This window comes from Streptomyces sp. Je 1-369 (genome assembly GCF_026810505.1).
Taxonomy (GTDB): Bacteria; Actinomycetota; Actinomycetes; order Streptomycetales; family Streptomycetaceae; genus Streptomyces.
Genome location: NZ_CP101750.1, coordinates 4,378,069 through 4,398,545, shown reverse-complemented (window position 1 = coordinate 4,398,545; position 20,477 = coordinate 4,378,069). Strand labels below are relative to the sequence as shown.

Sequence of the window (20,477 nt, the reverse complement as noted above, 5' to 3'; positions counted from 1 at the left end):
TTGTGCCGAAGCCGTGTGCCGAAGCGTGATCCCACGCACCGGCCCTAGGCGGTGGCCGCCCGGCCGATCGCGCCCGCCGCCACCCGCGCCGCGGGCGACTGCGCCAGATACTCGACGGCCTTGCGCAACGAGCCTTCCTGCGAGGGATGGTACGACCGTCGCAGGTAGCGCGGTATCGCCGTGCCGAGCTCACGCCAGGTGGGCAGCAGGCCCTTCCCGACAGCTCTGTTGTGCTCGGCCAGTGAGTACCGCAAGCGGCCCGCGAGTTGGGGGTCATGGCGGATCAGATAGCCGGTGCCCCACACCCACAGGTACAGCATCACCGGCGCCGTGACCGCCATGCCCGCGATGCGGCGGGCATACCGGGGCAGGCCCCGGCCGCCGCAGTGCTGGAACATGTCGAAGGCGACCGCGCGGTGCTCGACCTCCTCCGCGCCGTGCCAGCGCAGCAGGTCCAGCATCACCTCGTCGGACCCCGCCCGTTCGAGGCCCTCGGCGTGCAGGACCCAGTTGCCGAGGACCGCCGTGAACTGCTCGATCGCGGCGATGATCGACAGCCGGAAGCGCAGCCACTCCCGCGTCGGCACCGGTGCCCCCAGCGGCGGCCGCTCCCCGAGGAGCTTCTCGAAGACGAAGTCGACGTACTTCGTGAAGGCGGCGGTGTCGAGGTGCTGGGCCGCCAGATGGTCCAGCACGTGCGCGTGCTGCACGCTGTGCGTGGCCTCCTGGCCCATGAACCCCTTCACGTCACCGCGCAGCACCGGATCGGTGATCAGCGGCAGGCCTTCCTTCAGGACCTTCACGAACCACCGCTCTCCCGCGGGGAGCAGCAGGTGCAGGACGTTGATGACGTGTGTGGCCGTCGGCTCGTCCGGTATCCAGTGCAGCGGAGTCTCGTCCCAGTCGAACGAGACCCGGCGCGGAACGATCGTGTAGTGCTCCGCGGCACGTGTGCCGGGCTCCTTGTCCGGGATCACAACGGCGGCTCCAATCGGGCGATCGCGCGCAGTGCCTTCGGGCTGAAGCGCGACATGAAGCGGGCGCCGCGCGCCTCGGGGGTGACCGGGACCACCGCCTGGTTCTTGACGACGGCGTGCAGGACCGCGTCCGCCACCTTCTCCGGCGGGTAGTTCCGCAGGCCGTACAGCCTCGCGGACCTCTTCTGGCGGCGCTTCTCCTCTTCCGCCCCGACGCCCACGAAACGGGACGTCGACGTGATGTTCGTGTTCACGAAGCCCGGGCAGATCGCGGAGACGCCGATGTCCTGACCCGCGAGCTCCGCGCGCAGGCACTCGCTGAGCATCAGGACCGCCGCCTTCGAGGTGCTGTAGGCGGGCAGGGTCTTGGACGGCTGGTACGCGGCGGCCGACGCGGTGTTCACGATGTGGCCGCCCTGCCCGCGCTCGGCCATCTGCTTGCCGAAGAGCCGGCAGCCGTGGATGACGCCCCACAGGTTGACGTCGAGGACCTTCTTCCAGTCGTCGCCCGTGGTGTCGAGGAAGGAGCCCGCGAGGCCGATGCCCGCGTTGTTCACCAGGACGTCCACCACGCCGTACTCCGCGGCGACGCGGGCGGCGAGCTTCTCCATGGCCTGCTCGTCGGAGACGTCGACCGCCTCGCCCCAGGCGTCCGGGGCGCCTATCAGGCGGGACATCTCCGCCGTGCGGGCCGCGCTCTCCGCGTCCCGGTCGACGGCCACCACGCGCGCGCCCGCTTCGGCGAACGCGAAGGCGGTGGCCCGCCCGATGCCGCTGCCCGCCCCGGTGACCAGGACGAGCTGGCCGCCGAACCGGTCGGCGTGCTTCCCGGTGGCCGCGCCGGCCCGGGTGGACAGACCGGCCGGGCCCCCTTCGTTCGCCGTCACGAACTCTCCGATCCACGCCGCCAGTCGGTCGGGCCTGGTGCGCGGCACCCAGTGCTTGGCGGGCAGGGTGCGCCGGACCAGCTGAGGGGCCCACTGCTCCAGCTCGTCGTAGAGCCGCTCGGACAGAAAGATGTCTCCGGAGGGCGTGATGAGCTGGACGGGCGCGTGCGCGTACGCATCGGTGCGCGGCCTGCGCAGCCGCGCGCGGACGTTGTCCCGGTAGAGCCAGGCGCCGTGCGCGGCGTCCTGGGGCAGGGATGCCGTCGGGTAGTCGCCCGCCGGGACCTTCTCCATGCGCTGCAGGATCTTCGGCCACTGCTTGCCGAGCGGGCCGCGCCAGGCGAGCTCGGGGAGGACCGGGGTGTGCAGCATGTACACGTACCAGGACTTGGCGCCCTGGCCGAGGAGTTGGCCGACCTTGCGGGGGGTCGGCCGTGCCACGCGCTTCTTGATCCAGTGGCCGAAGTGGTCGAGCGACGGGCCCGACATCGACGTGAAGGACGCGATGCGGCCCTCCGTCCGCTTGACCGTGGCGAACTCCCAGGACTGCACCGAGCCCCAGTCGTGCCCGACCACGTGCACCGGCTCGTCCGGGCTGACCGCGTCGATGACCGCCACGAAGTCGTCGGTCAGCTTCTCCAGCGTGAAGCCGCCGCGCAGCGGCCGTGGCGCGGTCGACCTGCCGTGCCCCCGGACGTCGTACAGCACGACGTGGAAGTCGTCGGCCAGTCGCTCCGCGACCTCGGACCACACCTCCTTGGAGTCCGGATAGCCGTGCACAAGCAGGACCGTGGGCCGCTCCGGGTCGCCGAGTTCGGCGACGCACAGCTCCACGCCACCCGTCCGCACCCAGCGCTCACGCGCGTCCCGCAAGCCACGGCCCGTGCCCTTGCCGGTGCCCTTGGCGATGTCTCCGGTCGTCATGCGGCGGCCCTCTCCTCAGCCCAGCGCCGCACATGCGGCAGGTCGTCGTCCAGCCAGAACGCGCTCTGTTCGGGATCCTTGGAGTCGGTGACGACCAGGATCTCCTCGAACTTCGCGCCCGTACCCCGGAAGCCGAGGTGCGGTTCGACCGCCCAGAGCCCCTGCCGGGGCGGGTGGTCGGAGAATTTGTACGGGGACCACAGCGGCGACCAGCCGTCCCGGTGACCGCGGAGGGCGTCGCTCGCCAGGCCCTTCAGCGACTGCGTGCCGAACCCGAACAGGTGCGGGGTCAGCCGGCGCTCCTTGACCCGGTCGACCTTGTGCGCGATGACGCCGAACGGATACGCCCGGTGCCGGTTCGCGTACCCCTGGCGGACCATGAGACGGTCCACGTCCTCGTAGATCTCACGGAGCGGTCGCCGCTCGCGGACCTCCCGCAGGATCAGCTCGCGGTGCGCCTCCAGGTCGGCGAGGAGCTTGTCGTGCACGGGGTTGAGGCCGAGACAGCCGGAGTAGCCGATGTCCGCCGTGCACCCCTTGTACACGGGAGCCATGTCGAGGATGAACGGCATCCCCGGCTCCAGCCTGCGGTTGGTCGGGAAGAACTGCAGCGGGACACGGAAGTTCACGAACGCCGTACGGTCGCCGAACCAGGCGAAGGGCAAGTGGAACCAGTCCCGCACGCCCCGCTCGCGCAGCCACTCACGCTGCATCCGCGCCGCCTCGCGCTCCGTCACACCCGGCTTGAGCTGGGCCGCGACCGCCTCCGCGCATGCGTACGCCAGAGTCTGAACCTCTCTGAACCCCCGCAGTTCCGCGGAGAGTTCGCCTGCCACTGCTGAGGTCATGCCACCGTCCGTCCCGAGTCCGGTCTTCCCGTGTCCGGTCCATCGCCGTACGCGGTCGTAACTTGACACTGATGAATGTGACAATGCCCGGCGGCTACGTCAATAGTTCTGCCCAACCCTGCGGGCAAGGTCCGGAAGAACCCCCAGGGGTCGACTTCAGGACGACCCTTACGGGCCCGTAATACTCCAGAGTGAGAGCAGGGCAGGACCATGGTCTGACGACCCGGTGTGGTGTGCGCCACTACGGTCGAACCGTGACTGTGATCGCGACCGAAAGCCTGAGCAAGCGGTTCCCGAGGGTGACCGCGCTTGACCGGCTCTCCATGGATATCGGGCCCGGTGTGACCGGACTCGTCGGAGCCAACGGAGCCGGCAAGTCCACCTTGATCAAGATCCTGCTGGGTCTGTCCCCCGCCACGGAGGGCCGCGCCGCCGTGCTCGGACTCGACGTCGCCACCCGCGGCGGCGAGATCCGCGAGCGCGTCGGGTACATGCCGGAGCACGACTGCCTGCCTCCCGACGTCTCGGCCACCGAGTTCGTCGTCCACATGGCGCGCATGTCGGGACTCCCGCCCACCGCGGCCCGCGAGCGCACCGCGGACACCCTGCGCCACGTCGGGCTCTACGAAGAGCGGTACCGCCCCATGGGCGGCTACTCCACCGGCATGAAGCAGCGCGTGAAGCTCGCCCAGGCGCTCGTCCACGACCCCCAGCTGGTCTTCCTCGACGAGCCGACCAACGGCCTCGACCCGGTCGGACGCGACGAGATGCTCGGCCTGATCCGCCGCGTCCACACCGACTTCGGTATCTCTGTGCTCGTCACCTCGCACCTCCTCGGCGAGCTGGAACGCACCTGCGACCACGTCGTCGTCATCGACGGCGGCAAGCTCCTGCGGTCCAGCTCCACCACCGACTTCACCCAGACCACGACGACCCTCGCCGTCGAGGTCACGGACAACGACGAACACCCCGACGGCACCCGGGCGCTGCGCGACGCGCTCCAGGCACGCGGCATCGACACGGAGACCGGCGGCGAGCTCCCCGGCGCCGGGCACACGATCCTGCTCACCGCGGAGGGCGAGGAGACGTACGACGTCGTGCGCGACCTCGTCGCCGACCTCGGCCTCGGCCTGGTCCGCATGGAACAGCGCAGGCACCACATCGCGGAGGTCTTCAAGGACGAGCCGCGACAGGAGCCCGTGACCGAGCCGGCGACCGAGCCCGTGACCGAACGCGCGGCCGCCTGGGCGGCCACCGCCGCCGCACAGCAGAAGGAGGGAGGGGCGCGATGAGCACCGAGTCCACCCAGATCCACAACATCGGCTACCGGAACTACGACGGCCCCCGCCTCGGCCGTGCCTACGCCCGCCGTTCGCTCTTCTCGCAGAGCCTGCGCGGCGCGTACGGACTCGGGCGCTCCGCCAAGTCCAAGGTCCTGCCGATGATCCTCTTCGCGGTGATGTGCCTGCCCGCGGCGATCATGGTGGCCGTCGCCGTGGCCACCAAGGCCGACGACCTCCCCGTGGACTACACGCGCTACGCCATCGTGATGCAGGCCGTCATCAGCCTCTTCCTGGCCGCCCAGGCCCCCCAGACCGTGTCGCGCGACCTGCGCTTCAAGACCGTCCCGCTCTACTTCTCACGACCCATCGAGCGCGGCGACTACGTCCTCGCGAAGTTCGCCGCGATGACCTCCGCGCTCTTCGTCCTCACGGCCGCCCCGCTCCTCGTGCTCTACGTAGGGGCACTGCTCGCCAAGCTCGACTTCGCCGACCAGAGCAAGGGATTCGCCCAAGGACTGATCTCCGTGGCGCTGCTCTCCCTGCTCTTCTCCGGCATCGCCCTGGTCATCTCGGCGATCACACCCCGCCGCGGCTTCGGCATCGCCGCCGTCATCGCCGTCCTGACCATCACCTACGGAGCGGTGTCCACGGTCCAGGCCATCGCGTTCGAACAGGGCAGCAGCGCCGACGCCATCAGCTGGCTCGGACTCTTCTCGCCGATCACGCTCATCGACGGCGTGCAGACCGCGTTCCTCGGCGCGACCTCCGCCTTCCCCGGAGGGGAAGGCCCCTCTTCCGGCGTGGGCGTGGTCTACGTAGTCGTCGTCCTCGGCCTCATCGCGGGCTGCTACGGCGCGATGATGCGCCGCTACCGAAAGGTCGGGCTGTGAGCACGATCAATATTGACCACACCTCCCGCTGGTTCGGAAACGTGGTGGCCGTCAACGACATCACCATGAACATCGGCCCGGGCGTCACGGGCCTCCTCGGCCCCAACGGCGCGGGCAAGTCAACCCTCATCAACATGATGGGCGGCTTCCTCGCCCCCTCCACCGGCAGCGTCATCCTCGACGACAAGCCGATCTGGCGGAACGAACAGATCTACAACGACATCGGCATCGTCCCCGAGCGCGAGGCCATGTACGACTTCCTCACGGGACGGGAATTCGTCGTCGCCAACGCCGAGCTGCACGGACTCGACGAGCGGGCCGCCAGGAAGGCGCTCGCCACGGTCGAGATGGAGTACGCGCAGGACCGGAAGATCTCCACGTACTCCAAGGGCATGCGCCAGCGCGTGAAAATGGCGTCCGCCCTGGTCCACGACCCGGCCGTGCTGCTGCTCGACGAACCCTTCAACGGCATGGACCCGCGTCAGCGCATGCAGCTGATGGAACTCCTGCGGACCATGGGGGACCAGGGCCGCACGGTCCTCTTCTCCTCGCACATCCTCGAAGAGGTCGAGCAACTCGCCTCGCACATCGAGGTGATCGTCGCCGGACGGCACGCGGCCAGCGGCGACTTCCGCCGGATCCGCCGCCTCATGACCGACCGGCCCCACCGCTACCTCATCCGCTCCAGCGACGACCGCGCCCTGGCCGCCGCGCTGATCGCCGACCCCTCGACGGCCGGCATCGAAGTCGACCTCAAGGAGGGCGCCCTGCGCATCCAGGCGGTCGACTTCGGGCGGTTCACCGCGCTGCTGCCCCGGGTCGCCCGGGAGCACGGCATCCGGCTCCTCACGGTCTCGCCCTCGGACGAGTCCCTCGAGTCGGTCTTCTCCTACCTCGTCGCGGCCTGAAGGGAGCCATCATGTACGACCCCACTGTCGCCCGGCTCACCTACCGGGCCCTGCTCGGCCGCCGCCGGGCACTCATCCTCTTCGCCCTGCCCGTCCTGCTGATCGCCATCTCCGCGGCGGTACGCGGCTTCAGCGGCGCCGACGACCAAGTGGCCGTCGACGTCCTCGGCGGATTCGCGCTCGCCACGATGGTGCCGATCATCGGCGTCATCGCGGGCACGGGCGCCATCGGCCCGGAGATCGACGACGGCTCGGTCGTCTACCTGCTCTCCAAGCCGGTCAAGCGGCCCGCGATCATCTTCACCAAGCTGATCGTCGCCATCGCCGTGACCATGGCGTTCTCCGCGATCCCCACGTTCATCGCCGGGATGATCCTCAACGGCAACGGCCAGCAGATCGCCATCGCCTACACGATCGCGGCACTCGTCGCCTCCATCACGTACGCCGCGATCTTCCTGCTCCTCGGCACGATCACCCGGCACGCCGTGGTCTTCGGCCTCGTCTACGCCTTGGTGTGGGAGGCCCTCTTCGGATCGCTGGTCTCCGGAGCGCGCACCCTCAGCGTCCAGCAGTGGTCCCTCGCCGTGGCGCAGAAGGTCGGCAAGGGCGACCTGATCACTTCGGACGTCGGCCTGCCCGCCGCGACGGTCCTGCTGCTCGCGGTCACGGTGGCCGCCACGTGGTACGCGGGCCAGAAGCTCCGCTCGCTGAAGCTGGCGGGCGAGGAGTAACCGGCTTTTATTCGGTGGCGGTGAAGTCGGGCCGCGGGCACAGTAGTTGGTGCCACCGCGTCGGGAACATCCGGCGCTCACCTTCTGGGAGAGGAGTCGGCGCGACCGTTACCACGGTCCGTCGACTTCCCGTCAGGGCAGCCGTGAGAGGCTCCGGAGCAGTTACTCGCTCCCGTCGAGTCCGCGCACGGGGGAGCTGCCCGGGGCGGCCGCTTCGAGCGCGCAGAATCCGCATCGCTGCGCAGGCCGCCCCCCCCAGAGGGGGCATGAACCTCAGCCGGAGAGGGCCTCAGCCCAGCAACCGCTCCAGCACCACCGCGATGCCGTCCGCCTCGTTCGACGTCGTCACCTCGTCGGCGACCGCCTTGAGCTCGTCGTGGGCGTTGGCCATGGCCACGCCGTGCGCCGCCCAGGCGAACATCGGGATGTCGTTCGGCATGTCGCCGAACGCGATCGTGTCCACGGCCTTCGCGCCCAGGCGCCGCGCCGCGAGCGAGAGCCCCGTCGCCTTGGAGAGGCCGAGCGGCAGGAGTTCGACTATGCCCTCGCCCGCCATGGTCACGCCGACCAGGTCGCCCGCGACCTGGCGCGCCACGTCGGTGAGCGCGTCGTCGCCCAGACCGGGGTGCTGGATGTACAGCTTGTTCAGCGGTGCCGCCCACAGGTCGGCGATGTCCGTGAACGGGGTCGCGGGGAGCGGCCCGCCCTGGACCTCGTACCCGGGGCCGACCATGACCTCGCCGTCGATGCCGTCCCGGCTCGCCGCGAGCGCCAGCGGGCCGATCTCCGCCTCGATCTTGGCGAGCGCAAGACCGGCCAGCTGGCGGTCGAGCGTCACCGAGGTCAGCAGGCGGTGCTCCCCCGCGTGGTAGACCTGCGCGCCCTGGCCGCAGACCGCGATGCCGTCGTAGCCGAGGTCGTCGAGGATGTGGCGGGTCCAGGGCACCGCACGGCCGGTGACGACGATGTGCGCCGCGCCCGCCGCGGTGGCCGCGGTGAGCGCGTGGCGCGTACGTTCCGACACCGTGTCGTCGGGGCGCAGCAGCGTCCCGTCGAGGTCGGTCGCGACCAGCTTGTACGGGAAGGAGGGCGTGACCGGAGCTGGGTGGCTCACTTGGCGATCGGCTCCAGAATCTCTCGACCCCCGAGGTACGGCCGCAGGACCTCGGGCACCACGACGGTGCCGTCGGCCTGCTGGTGGTTCTCCAGGATGGCCACGATCGTCCGCGGGACGGCGCACAGCGTGCCGTTCAGCGTCGCGAGGGGCTGCACCTTCTTGCCCTCGCGCATGCGCACGGAGAGGCGGCGGGCCTGGAAGCTGTCGCAGTTCGAGGCCGAGGTCAGCTCGCGGTACTTGCCCTGGGTGGGGATCCACGCCTCGCAGTCGTACTTGCGCGAGGCGGAGGAGCCCAGGTCACCCGTGGCCACGTCGATCACCTGGAAGGGCAGGCCGAGGCCGGTCAGCCACTGCTCCTCCCACTCCAGGAGGCGCTTGTGCTCGTTCTCCGCGTCCGCCGGGTCGACGTACGAGAACATCTCGACCTTGTCGAACTGGTGGACGCGGAAGATGCCGCGGGTGTCCTTGCCGTACGTACCTGCCTCGCGGCGGTAGCAGGGCGAGAAGCCCGCGTACCGCAGGGGCAGCTTGTCGGCCTCGATGATCTCGTCCATGTGGTACGCCGCGAGGGGGACCTCGGAGGTGCCGACCAGGTAGTAGTCGTCCTTCTCCAGGTGGTACACGTTCTCCGCGGCCTGGCCGAGGAAGCCCGTGCCCTCCATCGCGCGGGGGCGGACCAGCGACGGCGTCAGCATCGGGATGAACCCGGCCTCCGTCGCCTGGGCGATCGCCGCGTTGACGAGGGCCAGCTCCAGGAGGGCGCCGACACCCGTCAGGTAGTAGAAGCGCGAGCCGGAGACCTTCGCGCCGCGCTCGACGTCGATGGCGCCGAGCGCCTCGCCGAGCTCCAGGTGGTCCTTGGGCTCGAAGCCCTCGGCGGCGAAGTCGCGCGGGATGCCGATGGTGTCGAGGACGACGAAGTCCTCCTCGCCGCCGACCGGGACGTCCGGGTGGACGAGGTTGCCGAGCTGCTGCAGGAGGCGCTTGGTCTCGTCGTCGGCCTCGTCCTGGGCGGCGTCCGCGGCCTTGACGGCGGCGGAGAGCTCGCCGGCCTTCTTCAGGAGCTCCTGCTTCTCCTCGGGCGCGGCCTTGGGGATCAGCTTGCCCAGGGCCTTCTGCTCGGAGCGGAGCTCGTCGAAGCGGAGGCCGGAGGACCTGCGCCGCTCGTCGGCGGAGAGCAGGGCGTCGACGAGCGCGACGTCCTCTCCACGGGCGCGCTGGGAGGCGCGAACACGGTCGGGGTCCTCACGGAGCAGGCGAAGGTCAATCACCCCTCAAGGCTACCGTCGAGCGGTTCCGGCCCACGACTCCATATTCCCGCGTGTACGGTATGCCCGATTTGCCGGAATATGAATTCCCGGTCAATAAAAAGGGCGCCATTCCCCGAAACGGGGCAGAGCGTGCACGCCGCTTTGACCGGAACCCCTTGCGGCGGGCGGGACTTGGGCCGCTTGTCCACCGCTGTTGTCCACAGGAATCAGGGGGTCCGGACGGTTATCCACAGGGTGTGCGAAAGATCTGTGGATGCCGGAACATCCCATTCCGCCAGCCGTTCAGGCGCCCGGGGATTCCCTTCCCAAACCGCCCGCACACTCACTTTCGAGTGGAAATACCTCACTCCAAAGAGTTGATCAATGGAAAAGAGTGGACGAGGGGTGACGTGCGGAGCTGTGGATGCACTTGGGTGCTCCAGGGCGATTTGTCGACCATGTCATGCTTCGTTGTCGACTTGTCCCCAGGTCGAGACGTACGCCTGTGGATAACTTCTGTGGATAACGTAAATCTGCAGGTAGGACCGCAGGGACCGGCTAGAAACGGCCGTCCTGGCAGCGCGTCAGCCAGTCCGACGCCGCCATGAACTCGGTGTCCGTCGTACCGGGCCGCAGCGGCCGGACGTCCTCCGTCGCCACCCCGGCCCTCGGGTACGAGCCGAGGAAGCGCACCTGCGGGCAGATCCGCTTGAGCCCCATCAGGGCCTCACCGACCCGGCGGTCCGTGATGTGCCCCTCGGTGTCCACCGAGAAGCAGTAGTTGCCGATGCCCTGACCTGTCGGCCGCGACTCGATCCGCATCAGGTTGACGCCGCGCACGGCGAACTCCTGGAGCAGTTCGAGCAGGGCGCCGGGGTGGTCGTCGCCCAGCCAGATGACGACGGAGGTCTTGTCGGCGCCGGTCGGCGCGGCGGGGCGGGCCGGACGGCCGACCAGGACGAAGCGGGTCTCGGCGTTGGCCGCGTCGTGGATCTCGCTGACCAGCGCCTCCAGGCCGTACGTGGCCGCCGCGAACTCACCCGCGAAGGCCGCGTCGAACCGGCCCTCCTGGACCAGCCGGGCACCGTCCGCGTTCGAGGCGGCCGACTCCCACGCGGCGTCCGGCAGATGAGTGGTCAGCCAGTTGCGGACCTGCGGCTGCGCCACGGGGTGACCCGTCACCGTCTTGATGTCCTTGAGTTTCGTGCCGGGCCGCACGAGCAGCGCGAAGGCGATCGGCAGGACGACCTCGCGGTAGATCATCAACGGCTCACCCTTGGCGAGCTCGTCGACGGTGGTCGTGACGCCGCCCTCGACCGAGTTCTCGATCGGCACCAGCGCGGCCGCCGCCTCACCGCTGCGGACCGCGTCCAGGGCGGCCGGGACGGAGACCATCGGGACGAGCTCCCGGGTGGCCGCCTCGGGCAGCGTACGGAGAGCCGCCTCGGTGAAGGTGCCCACGGGGCCCAGGTACGTATAGCGCGTCGCCGACATACCGTCACCCTAATGGGCCGGACGTGGCGCGGCTCACGCGTCTCACCCAGCGGCCCGGGTCACCCCTCCAGCAGCCCCTGCCCCACGTACTCACCCTTCCCCGCCCCGCCCGGCACCGCGAAGAGCCCGCTCGCCTCGTGCCGGATGAACTCCGACAGGGCGTCCCCCCGGTCGAGCTTGCGCTGCACCGGGACGAAGCCGCGCATCGGGTCCGCCTGCCAGCAGACGAAGAGCAGCCCCGCGTCGGGCTCGCCCTTGTCGTCGAAGCCGTCGTGGTACGAGAACGGGCGGCGCAGCATCGCGGCGCCGCCGTTCTGGTCGGGGCGGGTGATGCGGGCGTGCGCGTTGGCCGCGATGACGACCTTGCCGTCCGGGCCGGTCCTGTCGAGCTTCGGCTCGGTCGTCTCCGTGCCGCCGGTCAGCGGCGAGCCGTCCGACTTGTGCCGGCCGATCACTGCCTCCTGCGCCTTCGTGCCGAGCTTCTCCCAGTCGTCGAGGAGCATCCGGATGCGGCGTACGACGACGTAGGAACCGCCCGCCATCCACGACGGGTCGCCGTTCGGGGGCACGAAGATCCGCTGGTCGAAGTCCTTCTCCGAAGGCTTCGGGTTGTTCGTGCCGTCGACCTGGCCCATGAGGTTGCGGGTCGTCATCGGCCGCGAGGTGGCGCCCGGCGAACGGTTGAAGCCGTTCATCTGCCAGCGCACCCGCGCGGTCCCTGCTGCCTCCTGCTGGATCGCGCGCAGGGCGTGGAAGGCGACGAGCGGGTCGTTCGCGCCGATCTGCACCCACAGGTCGCCGTTGCTGCGCGCCTTGTCGAGGTGGTCGGAGGAGAAGTCGGGCAGCGGGTCCAGAGCGGCCGGACGCTTCTTCTCCAGACCCGTACGGGAGAAGAAGGAGGCGCCGAACCCGAACGTGACGGAGAGCGAGGACGGGCCCGCGTCTCGGGCGACCGCCGTGTCCCCGCCGTCGGCGGGCTCGCCCGCCATCAGCCGCTCGGCCGTGGCCGACCAGCGGCGCAGCAGGGCCGCCGCCTCCTTGCGGCCCGCGCCCGCCGTCAGGTCGAAGGCGATCAGATGGCCGCGGGACTGCAGAGGCGTGGTGATGCCCGGCTGATGTTTCCCGTGAAACATCACCTGATCGGAGCCCAGGGAAGCGAGCTCCGCCGCCGAACCGGCGGCGGCAGCGGCGTCTGCGGTGTCCGAGGGCGCCGCCGCGTACCCGACGACGCCGCCCGCCGCGCCGAGCGCGAGGCCCGTCGCGCCGGCGGTGCCGATCAGCCGCCGCCTGGAAATCCCGTTGTCCGCCATGGTGGTTGTTCCGTTCAGCCGATCTGCGCGTTCTTCTTCACGGTGATCTGGTCGATGTCGGAGGTCCGCACCGTCACCGCGATCTTCCATGTGCCTGCCATCGGGACCTGCACGCCGTTCGCACTCCAGTGTCCGGTGGCGATGTGGTCCGGGGCGATGGGCAGCGGGCCGACGTCCTTGGCCTCGTTGGTGAGGGAGACCTTCACCTCGGGGACGTCGAAGGCGCTGCCGTTGGGCCGCTTCACGTACAGGTGCAGGGTGTTGCTGCCGCTGCGGCCGGGGTCGAGGTCCAGCTGCACGGTGCCCTTGCCGTCCGTGCCGCCCGTGTCGAAGGGGACCTCGAGCTGGAGCGGGCCCGAGCGCTGCGCGGCCGCCGCGGACGTGGCCTTGGCGGCCTCCTCCTCGGTGCGGCCCGGCTCGGTCGTGGTGAGGAACGTCGTCACGCCCAGCAGGACGACGGCGATGCCCGCCTCGGCGAGCACCGAGCGGCGCAGGCCGGAGCGGTGCGGGTCGGCGTCGCGGATGCGCTTCTCGCGGGCGGTGTCCATGGCGGCCTGCTGGCGCGCCAGCTGCGCGGAGCGCTCGGGGTCGTCGTCGCCGTCCTGCCCGGAGGCCGGCACCGTGACCGGCTTCTTCTGGGGCTTACTGGACGCCTGTTTGGACGTCTGCCTGGACGCCTGCTTTGCCGTCTGCTTCGCGCGCTGTTCGACGACCATGGCGGCCGCCGCCTCCGGAGCGAGGCCGTTCGCCTCGGTGGCGATATGCCCGGTCCACCGCCGCGAGATGGAGGCGACGCCCACCAGGACGGCGACCAGCCCGATCTTGACGAGGAGCAGCTGTCCGTACGAGGTGCCGGTCAGCGCCGACCACGAGCCGACCTGCCGCCACGCCTGGTAGGTGCCGGTGGCGGCGAGTACGACGACGCTGGTGAACGCCACGGTCGAGAACCGCTGTACGGCGGAGGCGTCCACCGCGGTCGTGCGGAACAGCGCGACGAGCAGCGCGGCGAGCCCGCCGAGCCAGGTGGCGACGGCCAGCAGGTGCAGCACGTCGACGGGCATCGCGATGCCGGTCTGGATGCCGGTCGAAGCGTGCTCGGCCATCGCCCAGGTCGCCGCGATGCCGAGGGCGACGACGGTGCCGCCGATGGCGAGCCCGAAGGTGAGGTCCTTCTTCTCGGCGGCCTGACCGGGCCCCTCACGCTTCACGTACGCCCCGAAGAGCACCGCGATGAACAGCGCGGCGGCGGCGAGCAGCAGCAGCCGGGAGACCAGGGCCGCGCCGGTCTTGGTGTTGAGGACGTCGCCGAGCTTGCCCATGTCGAAGGCGTCCGCGAGCTTCCCGGAGCTCGTGTAGGGGGCGCGCAGGAGGAGCAGGGCGAGGGTGGCGGCGGTGAGCGTGACCCAGCCGGCGGTCACGAGCCGCTGCACGGGCCGGGCGCCCGCGCCCCGCGGCCAGCAGCCGAGGACGAACGCGGCGCCGCCGACGAGCAGGATGAACCCGGCGTACGACAGGTAGCGGGCGGTGTCGTAGAGCCCGCCGACGAGGCCGCCGCCGGCCTCCTGGTCGGGCAGCGCGACCTTCGTGTCGGAGGGCGCGCCGATGGAGAACGTGTAGGCGCCGGCGACCGGGTGGCTGTCGGCGGAGACGACTTGGTAGGCGACGGTGAAGGTGCCGTCGGGCAGGCCCGGGCGCAGCTTCACGCCGTACGTGTTGGAGCCCAGGTCGGTCGTCTTCTCGGTGTCGACGCGCTTGCCGGACGGGTCGAGCACCCGCACGGAGCCGTCCGACATGGCGACCTTCTCCGAGAAGGTGAGCTTGACCTGGTCGGGGGCCCGTTCGACCACCGCTCCCTGCTTCGGGTCGCTGCCGGTCAGCGCGGCGTGCGCGGACGACGGCGCGGCACCGGCGAAGAAGAGCCCGGTCGCGGCGAGGAGCACCAGAAGAAGCTGCCAGAGGCGCGGGATCCCGCAGCGGGAAGCGATGGTCTGCATCAACGGTCCGTCCCTCAGTGCGACTTGTGCGACGTGTGCGAGGCGTTGCTGTCGTGCTGCCCGGGGTTGTACGTCGCTTCCTTGACCGGAACCTCGACGGTGATCGGGTCCGACTTCTGGAAGTGCAGCGTCAGGGCGACCTTCTCGCCCTTCTTCGGCTTCTGCTTGAGCTTCTCGAACATGACGTGGTTGCCGCCGCTGACGAAGGCGAGCTCGCCGTTCGCGGGCACGTCGAAGGACTTCTCCTCCTTCATCGTGCCGCCCTTGGTGCTGTGCAGCGTGACGGAGCCCGCGATGTCGCTGGTGGCGGAGGTGAGCTTGTCGGCGGCGCCGTCGTTCTTCAGCGTGAAGAAGCCCGCCGCCATGTCGGCCATGGTGGGCTCGGGGACATAGGCCCCGCTGACCTTGAGAGCGGGCTTCTTCGCGGTGTCCGCCGAGTCGGAGCCCGAGTCGTCGTCGCAGCCCGCGAGGGCGAGGACGGCGGTCAGTGCCAGGGCCCCTCCGGTGAGTGCGCGGTGCTTGGTGGTGCGGTGGTTCACGGGGTCTGTCCCTTGAGGAGCTTGGGGAGGTCCTTGGTGTAGTCGCCGGCGGTGGCGTCCTCTCCGTAGAGGACGTATCCCGCGTCGTTCTTCGGCGAGAAGGCGAGGACCTGTGTGCCGTGCATCGAAACGATCTTGCCGTTCTTGTCCTTCTTGGACGGCTCGATGCTGATGGCGAGCTGGCGTGCGCCGGCCTGGATGGTGGCGAAGTCGCCCGTCAGACCGACGAAGTCGGCGTCCACGCCCTTGAGCCACTTGCCGAGCTCGGCGGGGGTGTCGCGGTCGGGATCGGTGGTGACGAAGACGACCTTGAGCTTGTCCTGGTCGGCCTTGGGCAGTGCCTTCTTGGCGACCGCGATGTTGTTCATCGTCAGCGGGCATACGTCGGGGCAGTGCGTGTAGCCGAAGTAGACCAGCGTCGGCTTGCCCTTCGTCTCCTCGCGCAGGTCGTACTTCTTGCCGTGCGTGTCGGTGAGGACGAGGTTCGGCTTCTTGTACGGCTTGTCGAGGACCGTGGCGGCCTTGCCCGAGTCGGACTCCACGGAGACGTCGGCGACGGACTTCTTGTCGTCGTCGCCGCCGCAGGCGGTCAGGGTGAGGGCGGCCACGGCCAGCAGAGCGGCGGCGGCGAGCTTCTTGTTGGTGCTCTTGGTGCTCTTGGTGCGCATACGAAAATGTCCCAGATGTGAGGGGGCCGGGGTGCGCCGGGGCGGCTGTACGCCGCGTCGGCGCACCCCGAGTGGGCTCAGCCGACGGCTCAGCTGGTGGCGCGGCGGCGGCCCGCGAGCACGCCGAACGCGACGCCCGCGACGCCGATGACGATGCCGACGATGCCGAGGACGCGCGCGGTGGTGTCACTGCTGTCGGAGGAGTCCGACGACGCGTTCTCGGTCTTGTCGCCCTTGTCGTCCGCCTTGGCGGTGTCGGCGGCGGCGCCGTGCCCGTCGGACGCGGCGGTCAGCGCGAGGGCGGGCGCCGGGTGCTCCGGCTCCTCCTGGCCCTTCTGCTGCGGCTCGATCCAGCGGACGACTTCCTTGTTGTCGTACGTCTGGACCGCCTTGAAGACGAGTTCGTCGGCGTCCTCGGGGAGCTGGCCCATGGAGACCGGGAACTTCTGGAAGGTGCCGGGCTGGATGCCCTTGCCGTCGGCGGTCCAGGTGACCTTGGAGACGGCCTCGTCGATCTTCTCGCCGTGCATCTCCATCGGCTTGTCGAGCTTGGTCTTGGTGACCTTCGCGGTCCAGCCGGGGACGGGCGTCGTCATGACGGAGGCGAGAGGGTGCTCGCTCGGGAAGGAGACCTCGAGCTTGTTGGTCGAGGCGTCGTCCATCTCGTTCGGCACCTTGAAGTTGACCGTGGCGTAACCGCCCTTGGCGGCCTGGCCCTCCGGCGAGACGCTGACGTGCGCGAAGGCGGGCGCCGAGAGCACGAGAACGGCGGAGGCGGCGACGGTGCCGACGGCGGCGATACGGGACATCTTCATGACAGGAACACTCCACTTTCGTCAGTGGTGACCGGGCAGAGGCGCGCGGGGCGCCGTGCCGGGTACGCGATGCGTAGTAGTACGGGGGACGGGGGTGCGTGCGGCCGCGGTGGCACGCGCGCGTGCGCGCCGAGCGACCCCTCCGTACTGCGCTGTGGAGTGTGTCGCTTCAGGCGGCGAGTTCGACGTCGCGGGCGCCGGCCGGGGGACCGCGCCTGATCACCGCGTCCTCGAGCGCGACCGTGCGCGGCTTGGCGGGTACGAGCAGCGCGGTGCGGGGAGCCCGCGGCCCGGTCGTCTCGGGCGCGCCGGGCAGACCTGCCCGCAGGGCGCGTACGAGAGTGAGCGCCGAGCGAAGTGAACGTACGAGCGCCCCTTGGGCCACCCCGTGCGCCCCGTCGGCGAGCCGGACGAGGCGGAGCAGGGCGAGGTCGCCGCGCCGGAGCAGCCATCCCGCGGCGAGGGCCGCGAGGAGGTGCGCGACGAGCATCGGCACGGACGGCATGAGCCCCATGCCGCCCATCGATCCCATGCCCCCGCTGCCCGGAGTACCGGCCGTCATCGAGTCCAGCGCGGTGTCCGCGGCCGCGGCGGCGGAGCTGCCGTGCTGGTGCCCCGCGGAGCCCCCCGCTCCGCCGGGGCCGAGCCCCGCGGTGGTGAGGATCCGGTGGGCCTGCGCCGGCGTGATCGTCGCGGCGCCCGCCCCGCAGACCAGGCGCGCGGCCCGCTCCACCAGGGAGGCGTCACCGGCCACGGCGGACGTCGCCGCCGTGCCGTGCTGGCCGAGTCCGAACAGCGCGTGCAGGCCCAGCTGTCCGGCCGCGAGCAGCGCGGCGATGCCGGGCAGCGAACGGGCCCGCCCGGCGAGCGGCAGCGCGACCGCGAAGACGGCGAGGAAGCCCACGCCGAGCGTCCACAGCGGGACGGCGGCGCAGGAAGCGAGCACATGGCCCCCGGCGGACAGCGCGACGCAGACCGCGGCGAACGTCGCGGCCCTCAACAGCCGGAAATCGGCTCCGTCGCGCGGCTGGCGCTGGTGGGGGGCAGTCATGGCCGGGCCATCATCGCACTGGGCCCACCCCGTGCACACGGCAGGTCCGGAAGGTCCTGTTCCAGGTGATAGGAGGGGCATAGGAGGGGCATAGGTGGGGCGTGGGCTGGGCGCGGACGGGGCGTGGACGGGGCATGGGCGGGGCGCGGACGGTACATGTCCGGCCGTCCCCGTCCCGCCGTCCTACACCGAGTGGCGGGTGGCGCGCGTCCGCCGTATGGGCGGTATCACGTCCATCGCGCGCTTATTCGGGTGCGCGGACGGCAATACGTATCGGTATGTCGAGCCGCAGCCAGGAGGCTGGAGCATGAGCATGTGGTGGTCTCTCCATTTGCGGCGCGAAGCCGCGAGCGTCCCGCTCGCCCGCCGTCTGCTGATCGGCACGATGGAGACCGCGGGCGTGGACCCGGACGTCTCCTACGACCTGTCGGTCGCCCTCAGCGAGGCGTGTGCGAACGCCGTCGAGCACGGGGGCGCGGGCGCCCCCGGGAGTGCGCCGGGCGGCTACCGGGTCACGGCCTACCTGGACGGCGAGAAGTGCCGCATCGAGGTGACCGACTCCGGACCCGGCTTCCCCGGCACGTCGCGGGGCTGCCCCGCGCCCAGGCCCGCCGCCACGGCGACGGACGAGCACGGTCGGGGCCTCGGTCTCATCGAGGAGCTCGCCGACCACGTCCACCTCGGCAACAAGCCGGGCAGGGGCGGCGGAGCGGTGATCAGCTTCGACAAGATCCTCAAGTGGCGCGAGGACGCGCCGCTGATGATGCCGCTGCTGACGGCGTAGGCGTGACGGGCCGCAGGGAGCTCACTTCGGGGCGTGACCCGCGCGGGCCAGCGCGATGACCGGGATCGTGCGCGGGGCGCGGTCGAGGAACTCCGCGAAGTTCGGGTCGCGTTCGATCTGACGGCGCCACAGCGCGTCGTGCTCACTCGCGTCGACGGGCGTGGCAAGAGCCTCGTACCGCTCGCCGCCCACCTCGACGACGACCGCCGGGTCCGCGACGAGGTTGTGGTACCAGCCGGGAGCCTTCTCGGAGCCGCCGTTGGAGGCGAAGACGACCAGTCGCCCCCGGTCGGGATCCGGCAGGTACACCGCCGGAGTCGTCCGCGGCAGCCCGCTCTTCGCGCCGCGCGTGGTCAGCAGGAGCAGGCTCGCGCCCTCGAACGGGCCGCCGACCCGCCCCTCGTTGGCGCGGAACTCCTCGATGACGCGCTGGTTGAAGGTGTTGCTCATGGTTCGGTCCCCCGGGTGATCGTTCAGTGCTGCGGCCCCCACTCAACGATCACTGAGCTGCGCGTATTTCCCAGGAGGCGGGCGGCGGCGTCCGCTTTCTCAGGAGGTCGGTGGCAGCGTCCGCAGCAGCGCCTCCAGTGCGGCCCCGTACGCGTGCTCCGTCGGTGTCGCGTAGCCGACGACCAGTCCGTCCCCGGCGGGCATCGTCGCCCGTGGGTGGCGGAACGTCGTGAGTCCGTCCAGCGCGACCCCCTGCCAGGCGGCCGCCTTGACCGCGGACGCCTCCGTGCCCGGCGGCAGCCGCAGCACCGCGTGCAGGCCCGCCGCGATGCCGGTGGCCGTGATGTGCGGGGCCCGCTCGGCGAGGGCGGTGACGAGCCGGTCGCGGCGGTGCCGGTAGCGCTGCCGCATGCGGCGGATGTGCCGGTCGTACTGTCCGGAGGCGATGAACTCGGCGAGCGTGAGCTGGTCGAGGGCGCTCGCCCACGCCTCCCGCTCCCCCTTGGCCGCGAGGACGCCCTCGACGAGCTGCTCGGGCAGGACCATCCAGCCGATGCGCACCGCGGGGGACAGGCTCTTGCTGACCGAGCTGAGGTAGACGACCCGTTCGGGGTCCAGGCCCTGCACGGCGCCGACCGGCTCGCGGTCGTAGCGGAACTCCCCGTCGTAGTCGTCCTCAAGGATGAGGCCGCCACTGGTACGTGCCCAGTCGACGACCGCCGCGCGCCGGGCGGGGTGCAGCGGGCCGCCGGTCGGGAACTGGTGGGCGGGGGTAAGCAGTACGCCACGCACGCGTGGAGCCTCTTTCCCGGTCAACTCCTCCACACAGGTGCCCTGTTCGTCGAGACCCAACGGCACCGTCCGTACGCCCGAGTCCGCCAGGATCTCGCGGTGGAACCCGAGCCCGTACGACTCCACGGCGAACGGCCCGCGCAGCACACCGCCGCCCGCCCCACGCTCCCCCGCGAACAGCAGCCGCAGCGCGTGTGCGAACCCCGAGCAGACCACGACGCGTTCGGGGTCGGCGCGCACTCCGCGCGCCCGCGTGAGGTAGTCGGCGAGCGCCCTGCGCAGCTCGACGCGGCCGCGCGGATCGCCGGGCCCGAAGGCATCGTTGGGCGCGGCGTTGAGGGCCCGCCGGGCGGCCGCGAGCCAGGTGGTGCGGGGGAAGGAGGAGGCATCCGGCTGTCCCTGGCGCAGGTTGTACGCGGGCGCCGCGGCGCGGGTGGGGGCGGGCTTCGGCCGCCGCGGGCGCTTGGGCGGCTCCGCGCGCTCCGCCACGCGCGTCCCCGACCCCTGGCGCGCCGTCAGCCAGCCCTCGGCGACGAGTTCGGCGTACGCGTCGGCGACCGTGTTGCGTGCCAGGCCGAGGTCGGCGGCGAGGGAACGGTAGGGCGGCAGACGGGTGCCGGGGGCGAGCCTGCCCTCGCGTACGGCGTCCCGCAGCGCGCCGATGAGAACGGCGCGGCGGCTGCCCGGACCTGACAGGTCGACATGCAGGTCACTACCGATGCGCTCCGCCAAATTGACCCATGATTCCGGCATGGAAATGCACCC

At 70.8% G+C, this 20,477-nt stretch carries 19 protein-coding genes; 5 read left to right on the top strand and 14 right to left on the bottom strand.

The genetic code is table 11. From position 1 onward, the window contains the following. Positions 1-44: 44 nt before the first annotated feature. The 3 genes from NOO62_RS20040 to NOO62_RS20030 are packed head-to-tail and all read right to left on the bottom strand — an operon-like array spanning position 45 to position 3,636. Complete coding sequence (locus NOO62_RS20040) at positions 45-974, bottom strand: metal-dependent hydrolase (RefSeq protein WP_268775697.1); 930 nt, start codon at positions 972-974, stop codon at positions 45-47. After that, positions 974-2,788 carry an SDR family oxidoreductase gene (locus NOO62_RS20035; protein ID WP_268772266.1) on the bottom strand — a complete coding sequence of 605 codons (1,815 nt, stop codon included), beginning with the start codon at positions 2,786-2,788 and terminating at the stop codon, positions 974-976. Before NOO62_RS20035 ends, NOO62_RS20040 begins: the two co-directional genes overlap by 1 nt. After that, positions 2,785-3,636, bottom strand: a complete 852-nt coding sequence (locus NOO62_RS20030; RefSeq protein ID WP_268772265.1) for a M24 family metallopeptidase — start codon at positions 3,634-3,636, stop codon at positions 2,785-2,787. Before NOO62_RS20030 ends, NOO62_RS20035 begins: the two co-directional genes overlap by 4 nt. Before the next feature lie 260 nt (positions 3,637-3,896). On the opposite strand from NOO62_RS20030, the gene NOO62_RS20025 reads away from it, so the two are divergent. Genes NOO62_RS20025 through NOO62_RS20010 form a run of 4 tightly spaced genes read left to right on the top strand, consistent with a single transcriptional unit; the run spans position 3,897 to position 7,448 of the window. Beyond that, positions 3,897-4,928, top strand: a complete 1,032-nt coding sequence (locus NOO62_RS20025; protein WP_268775696.1) for an ABC transporter ATP-binding protein — start codon at positions 3,897-3,899, stop codon at positions 4,926-4,928. Further along, the gene (locus tag NOO62_RS20020; protein WP_268772264.1) at positions 4,925-5,809 is read left to right on the top strand and encodes an ABC transporter permease; all 885 of its coding nucleotides are present in this window, start codon (positions 4,925-4,927) and stop codon (positions 5,807-5,809) included. Before NOO62_RS20025 ends, NOO62_RS20020 begins: the two co-directional genes overlap by 4 nt. Beyond that, positions 5,806-6,717 (top strand): ABC transporter ATP-binding protein, encoded by a 912-nt coding sequence (locus NOO62_RS20015; RefSeq protein ID WP_268772263.1) that lies wholly within the window; start codon positions 5,806-5,808, stop codon positions 6,715-6,717. The genes NOO62_RS20020 and NOO62_RS20015 overlap by 4 nt, the downstream gene beginning before the upstream one ends. An 11-nt stretch (positions 6,718-6,728) precedes the next feature. After that, positions 6,729-7,448, top strand: coding sequence for an ABC transporter permease (locus tag NOO62_RS20010; RefSeq protein WP_268772262.1), 720 nt, complete (start codon positions 6,729-6,731; stop codon positions 7,446-7,448). 289 nt (positions 7,449-7,737) lie between these two features. On the opposite strand, the gene NOO62_RS20005 is transcribed toward NOO62_RS20010, so the two are convergent. The 9 genes from NOO62_RS20005 to NOO62_RS19965 form a co-directional block, all read right to left on the bottom strand. Beyond that, positions 7,738-8,562, bottom strand: coding sequence for an HAD family hydrolase (locus tag NOO62_RS20005; RefSeq protein ID WP_268772261.1), 825 nt, complete (start codon positions 8,560-8,562; stop codon positions 7,738-7,740). Then, complete coding sequence (serS, locus tag NOO62_RS20000; protein ID WP_268772260.1) at positions 8,559-9,836, bottom strand: serine--tRNA ligase; 1,278 nt, start codon at positions 9,834-9,836, stop codon at positions 8,559-8,561. Before serS ends, NOO62_RS20005 begins: the two co-directional genes overlap by 4 nt. Before the next feature lie 537 nt (positions 9,837-10,373). Beyond that, complete coding sequence (gene pheA / locus NOO62_RS19995; RefSeq protein WP_268772259.1) at positions 10,374-11,309, bottom strand: prephenate dehydratase; 936 nt, start codon at positions 11,307-11,309, stop codon at positions 10,374-10,376. Positions 11,310-11,368: 59 nt separating this feature from the next. After that, entirely contained in the window at positions 11,369-12,619 is a 1,251-nt protein-coding gene (gene efeB / locus NOO62_RS19990; protein WP_268772258.1) for an iron uptake transporter deferrochelatase/peroxidase subunit, read from the bottom strand. A gap of 14 nt (positions 12,620-12,633) precedes the next feature. Next, a complete protein-coding gene (locus tag NOO62_RS19985; RefSeq protein ID WP_268772257.1) occupies positions 12,634-14,613 on the bottom strand; it encodes a copper resistance CopC/CopD family protein in 1,980 nt (659 codons plus the stop codon). Between the two features lie 14 nt (positions 14,614-14,627). Continuing rightward, complete coding sequence (locus NOO62_RS19980; protein WP_268772256.1) at positions 14,628-15,152, bottom strand: copper chaperone PCu(A)C; 525 nt, start codon at positions 15,150-15,152, stop codon at positions 14,628-14,630. Further along, a complete protein-coding gene (locus NOO62_RS19975) occupies positions 15,149-15,820 on the bottom strand; it encodes an SCO family protein (protein WP_268772255.1) in 672 nt (223 codons plus the stop codon). Before NOO62_RS19975 ends, NOO62_RS19980 begins: the two co-directional genes overlap by 4 nt. Positions 15,821-15,909: 89 nt before the next feature. Next, positions 15,910-16,635 carry a YcnI family protein gene (locus NOO62_RS19970; RefSeq protein ID WP_268772254.1) on the bottom strand — a complete coding sequence of 242 codons (726 nt, stop codon included), beginning with the start codon at positions 16,633-16,635 and terminating at the stop codon, positions 15,910-15,912. Between the two features lie 169 nt (positions 16,636-16,804). Then, positions 16,805-17,686: a hypothetical protein gene (locus NOO62_RS19965; RefSeq protein WP_268772253.1), complete on the bottom strand. Its 882-nt coding sequence runs from the start codon at positions 17,684-17,686 to the stop codon at positions 16,805-16,807. Positions 17,687-17,993: 307 nt separating this feature from the next. On the opposite strand from NOO62_RS19965, the gene NOO62_RS19960 reads away from it, so the two are divergent. Beyond that, positions 17,994-18,470, top strand: coding sequence for an ATP-binding protein (locus NOO62_RS19960; RefSeq protein ID WP_268772252.1), 477 nt, complete (start codon positions 17,994-17,996; stop codon positions 18,468-18,470). A gap of 21 nt (positions 18,471-18,491) precedes the next feature. Here the strand turns inward: NOO62_RS19960 and NOO62_RS19955 are convergent, their stop codons facing one another. Continuing rightward, positions 18,492-18,920 carry a nitroreductase/quinone reductase family protein gene (locus tag NOO62_RS19955; RefSeq protein WP_268772251.1) on the bottom strand — a complete coding sequence of 143 codons (429 nt, stop codon included), beginning with the start codon at positions 18,918-18,920 and terminating at the stop codon, positions 18,492-18,494. A 99-nt stretch (positions 18,921-19,019) separates the two neighbouring features. Continuing rightward, positions 19,020-20,465, bottom strand: a complete 1,446-nt coding sequence (locus NOO62_RS19950) for a PLP-dependent aminotransferase family protein (protein ID WP_268772250.1) — start codon at positions 20,463-20,465, stop codon at positions 19,020-19,022. Positions 20,466-20,477 lie beyond the last annotated feature (12 nt).

Bases quoted from the DNA above. Each gene is read 5' to 3' on its own strand.
- NOO62_RS19985 (WP_268772257.1), bottom strand. From the start codon at position 14,613: ATGCAGACCATCGCTTCCCGCTGCGGGATCCCGCGCCTCTGGCAGCTT.
- efeB (WP_268772258.1), bottom strand. From the start codon at position 12,619: ATGGCGGACAACGGGATTTCCAGGCGGCGGCTGATCGGCACCGCCGGC.
- pheA (WP_268772259.1), bottom strand. From the start codon at position 11,309: ATGTCGGCGACGCGCTATACGTACCTGGGCCCCGTGGGCACCTTCACC.
- NOO62_RS20020 (WP_268772264.1), top strand. From the start codon at position 4,925: ATGAGCACCGAGTCCACCCAGATCCACAACATCGGCTACCGGAACTAC.
- NOO62_RS20010 (WP_268772262.1), top strand. From the start codon at position 6,729: ATGTACGACCCCACTGTCGCCCGGCTCACCTACCGGGCCCTGCTCGGC.
- NOO62_RS19975 (WP_268772255.1), bottom strand. From the start codon at position 15,820: ATGCGCACCAAGAGCACCAAGAGCACCAACAAGAAGCTCGCCGCCGCC.
- NOO62_RS19960 (WP_268772252.1), top strand. From the start codon at position 17,994: ATGAGCATGTGGTGGTCTCTCCATTTGCGGCGCGAAGCCGCGAGCGTC.
- NOO62_RS19970 (WP_268772254.1), bottom strand. From the start codon at position 16,635: ATGAAGATGTCCCGTATCGCCGCCGTCGGCACCGTCGCCGCCTCCGCC.
- NOO62_RS20035 (WP_268772266.1), bottom strand. From the start codon at position 2,788: ATGACGACCGGAGACATCGCCAAGGGCACCGGCAAGGGCACGGGCCGT.
- NOO62_RS19955 (WP_268772251.1), bottom strand. From the start codon at position 18,920: ATGAGCAACACCTTCAACCAGCGCGTCATCGAGGAGTTCCGCGCCAAC.
- NOO62_RS19965 (WP_268772253.1), bottom strand. From the start codon at position 17,686: ATGACTGCCCCCCACCAGCGCCAGCCGCGCGACGGAGCCGATTTCCGG.
- NOO62_RS20030 (WP_268772265.1), bottom strand. From the start codon at position 3,636: ATGACCTCAGCAGTGGCAGGCGAACTCTCCGCGGAACTGCGGGGGTTC.
- NOO62_RS19950 (WP_268772250.1), bottom strand. From the start codon at position 20,465: ATGCCGGAATCATGGGTCAATTTGGCGGAGCGCATCGGTAGTGACCTG.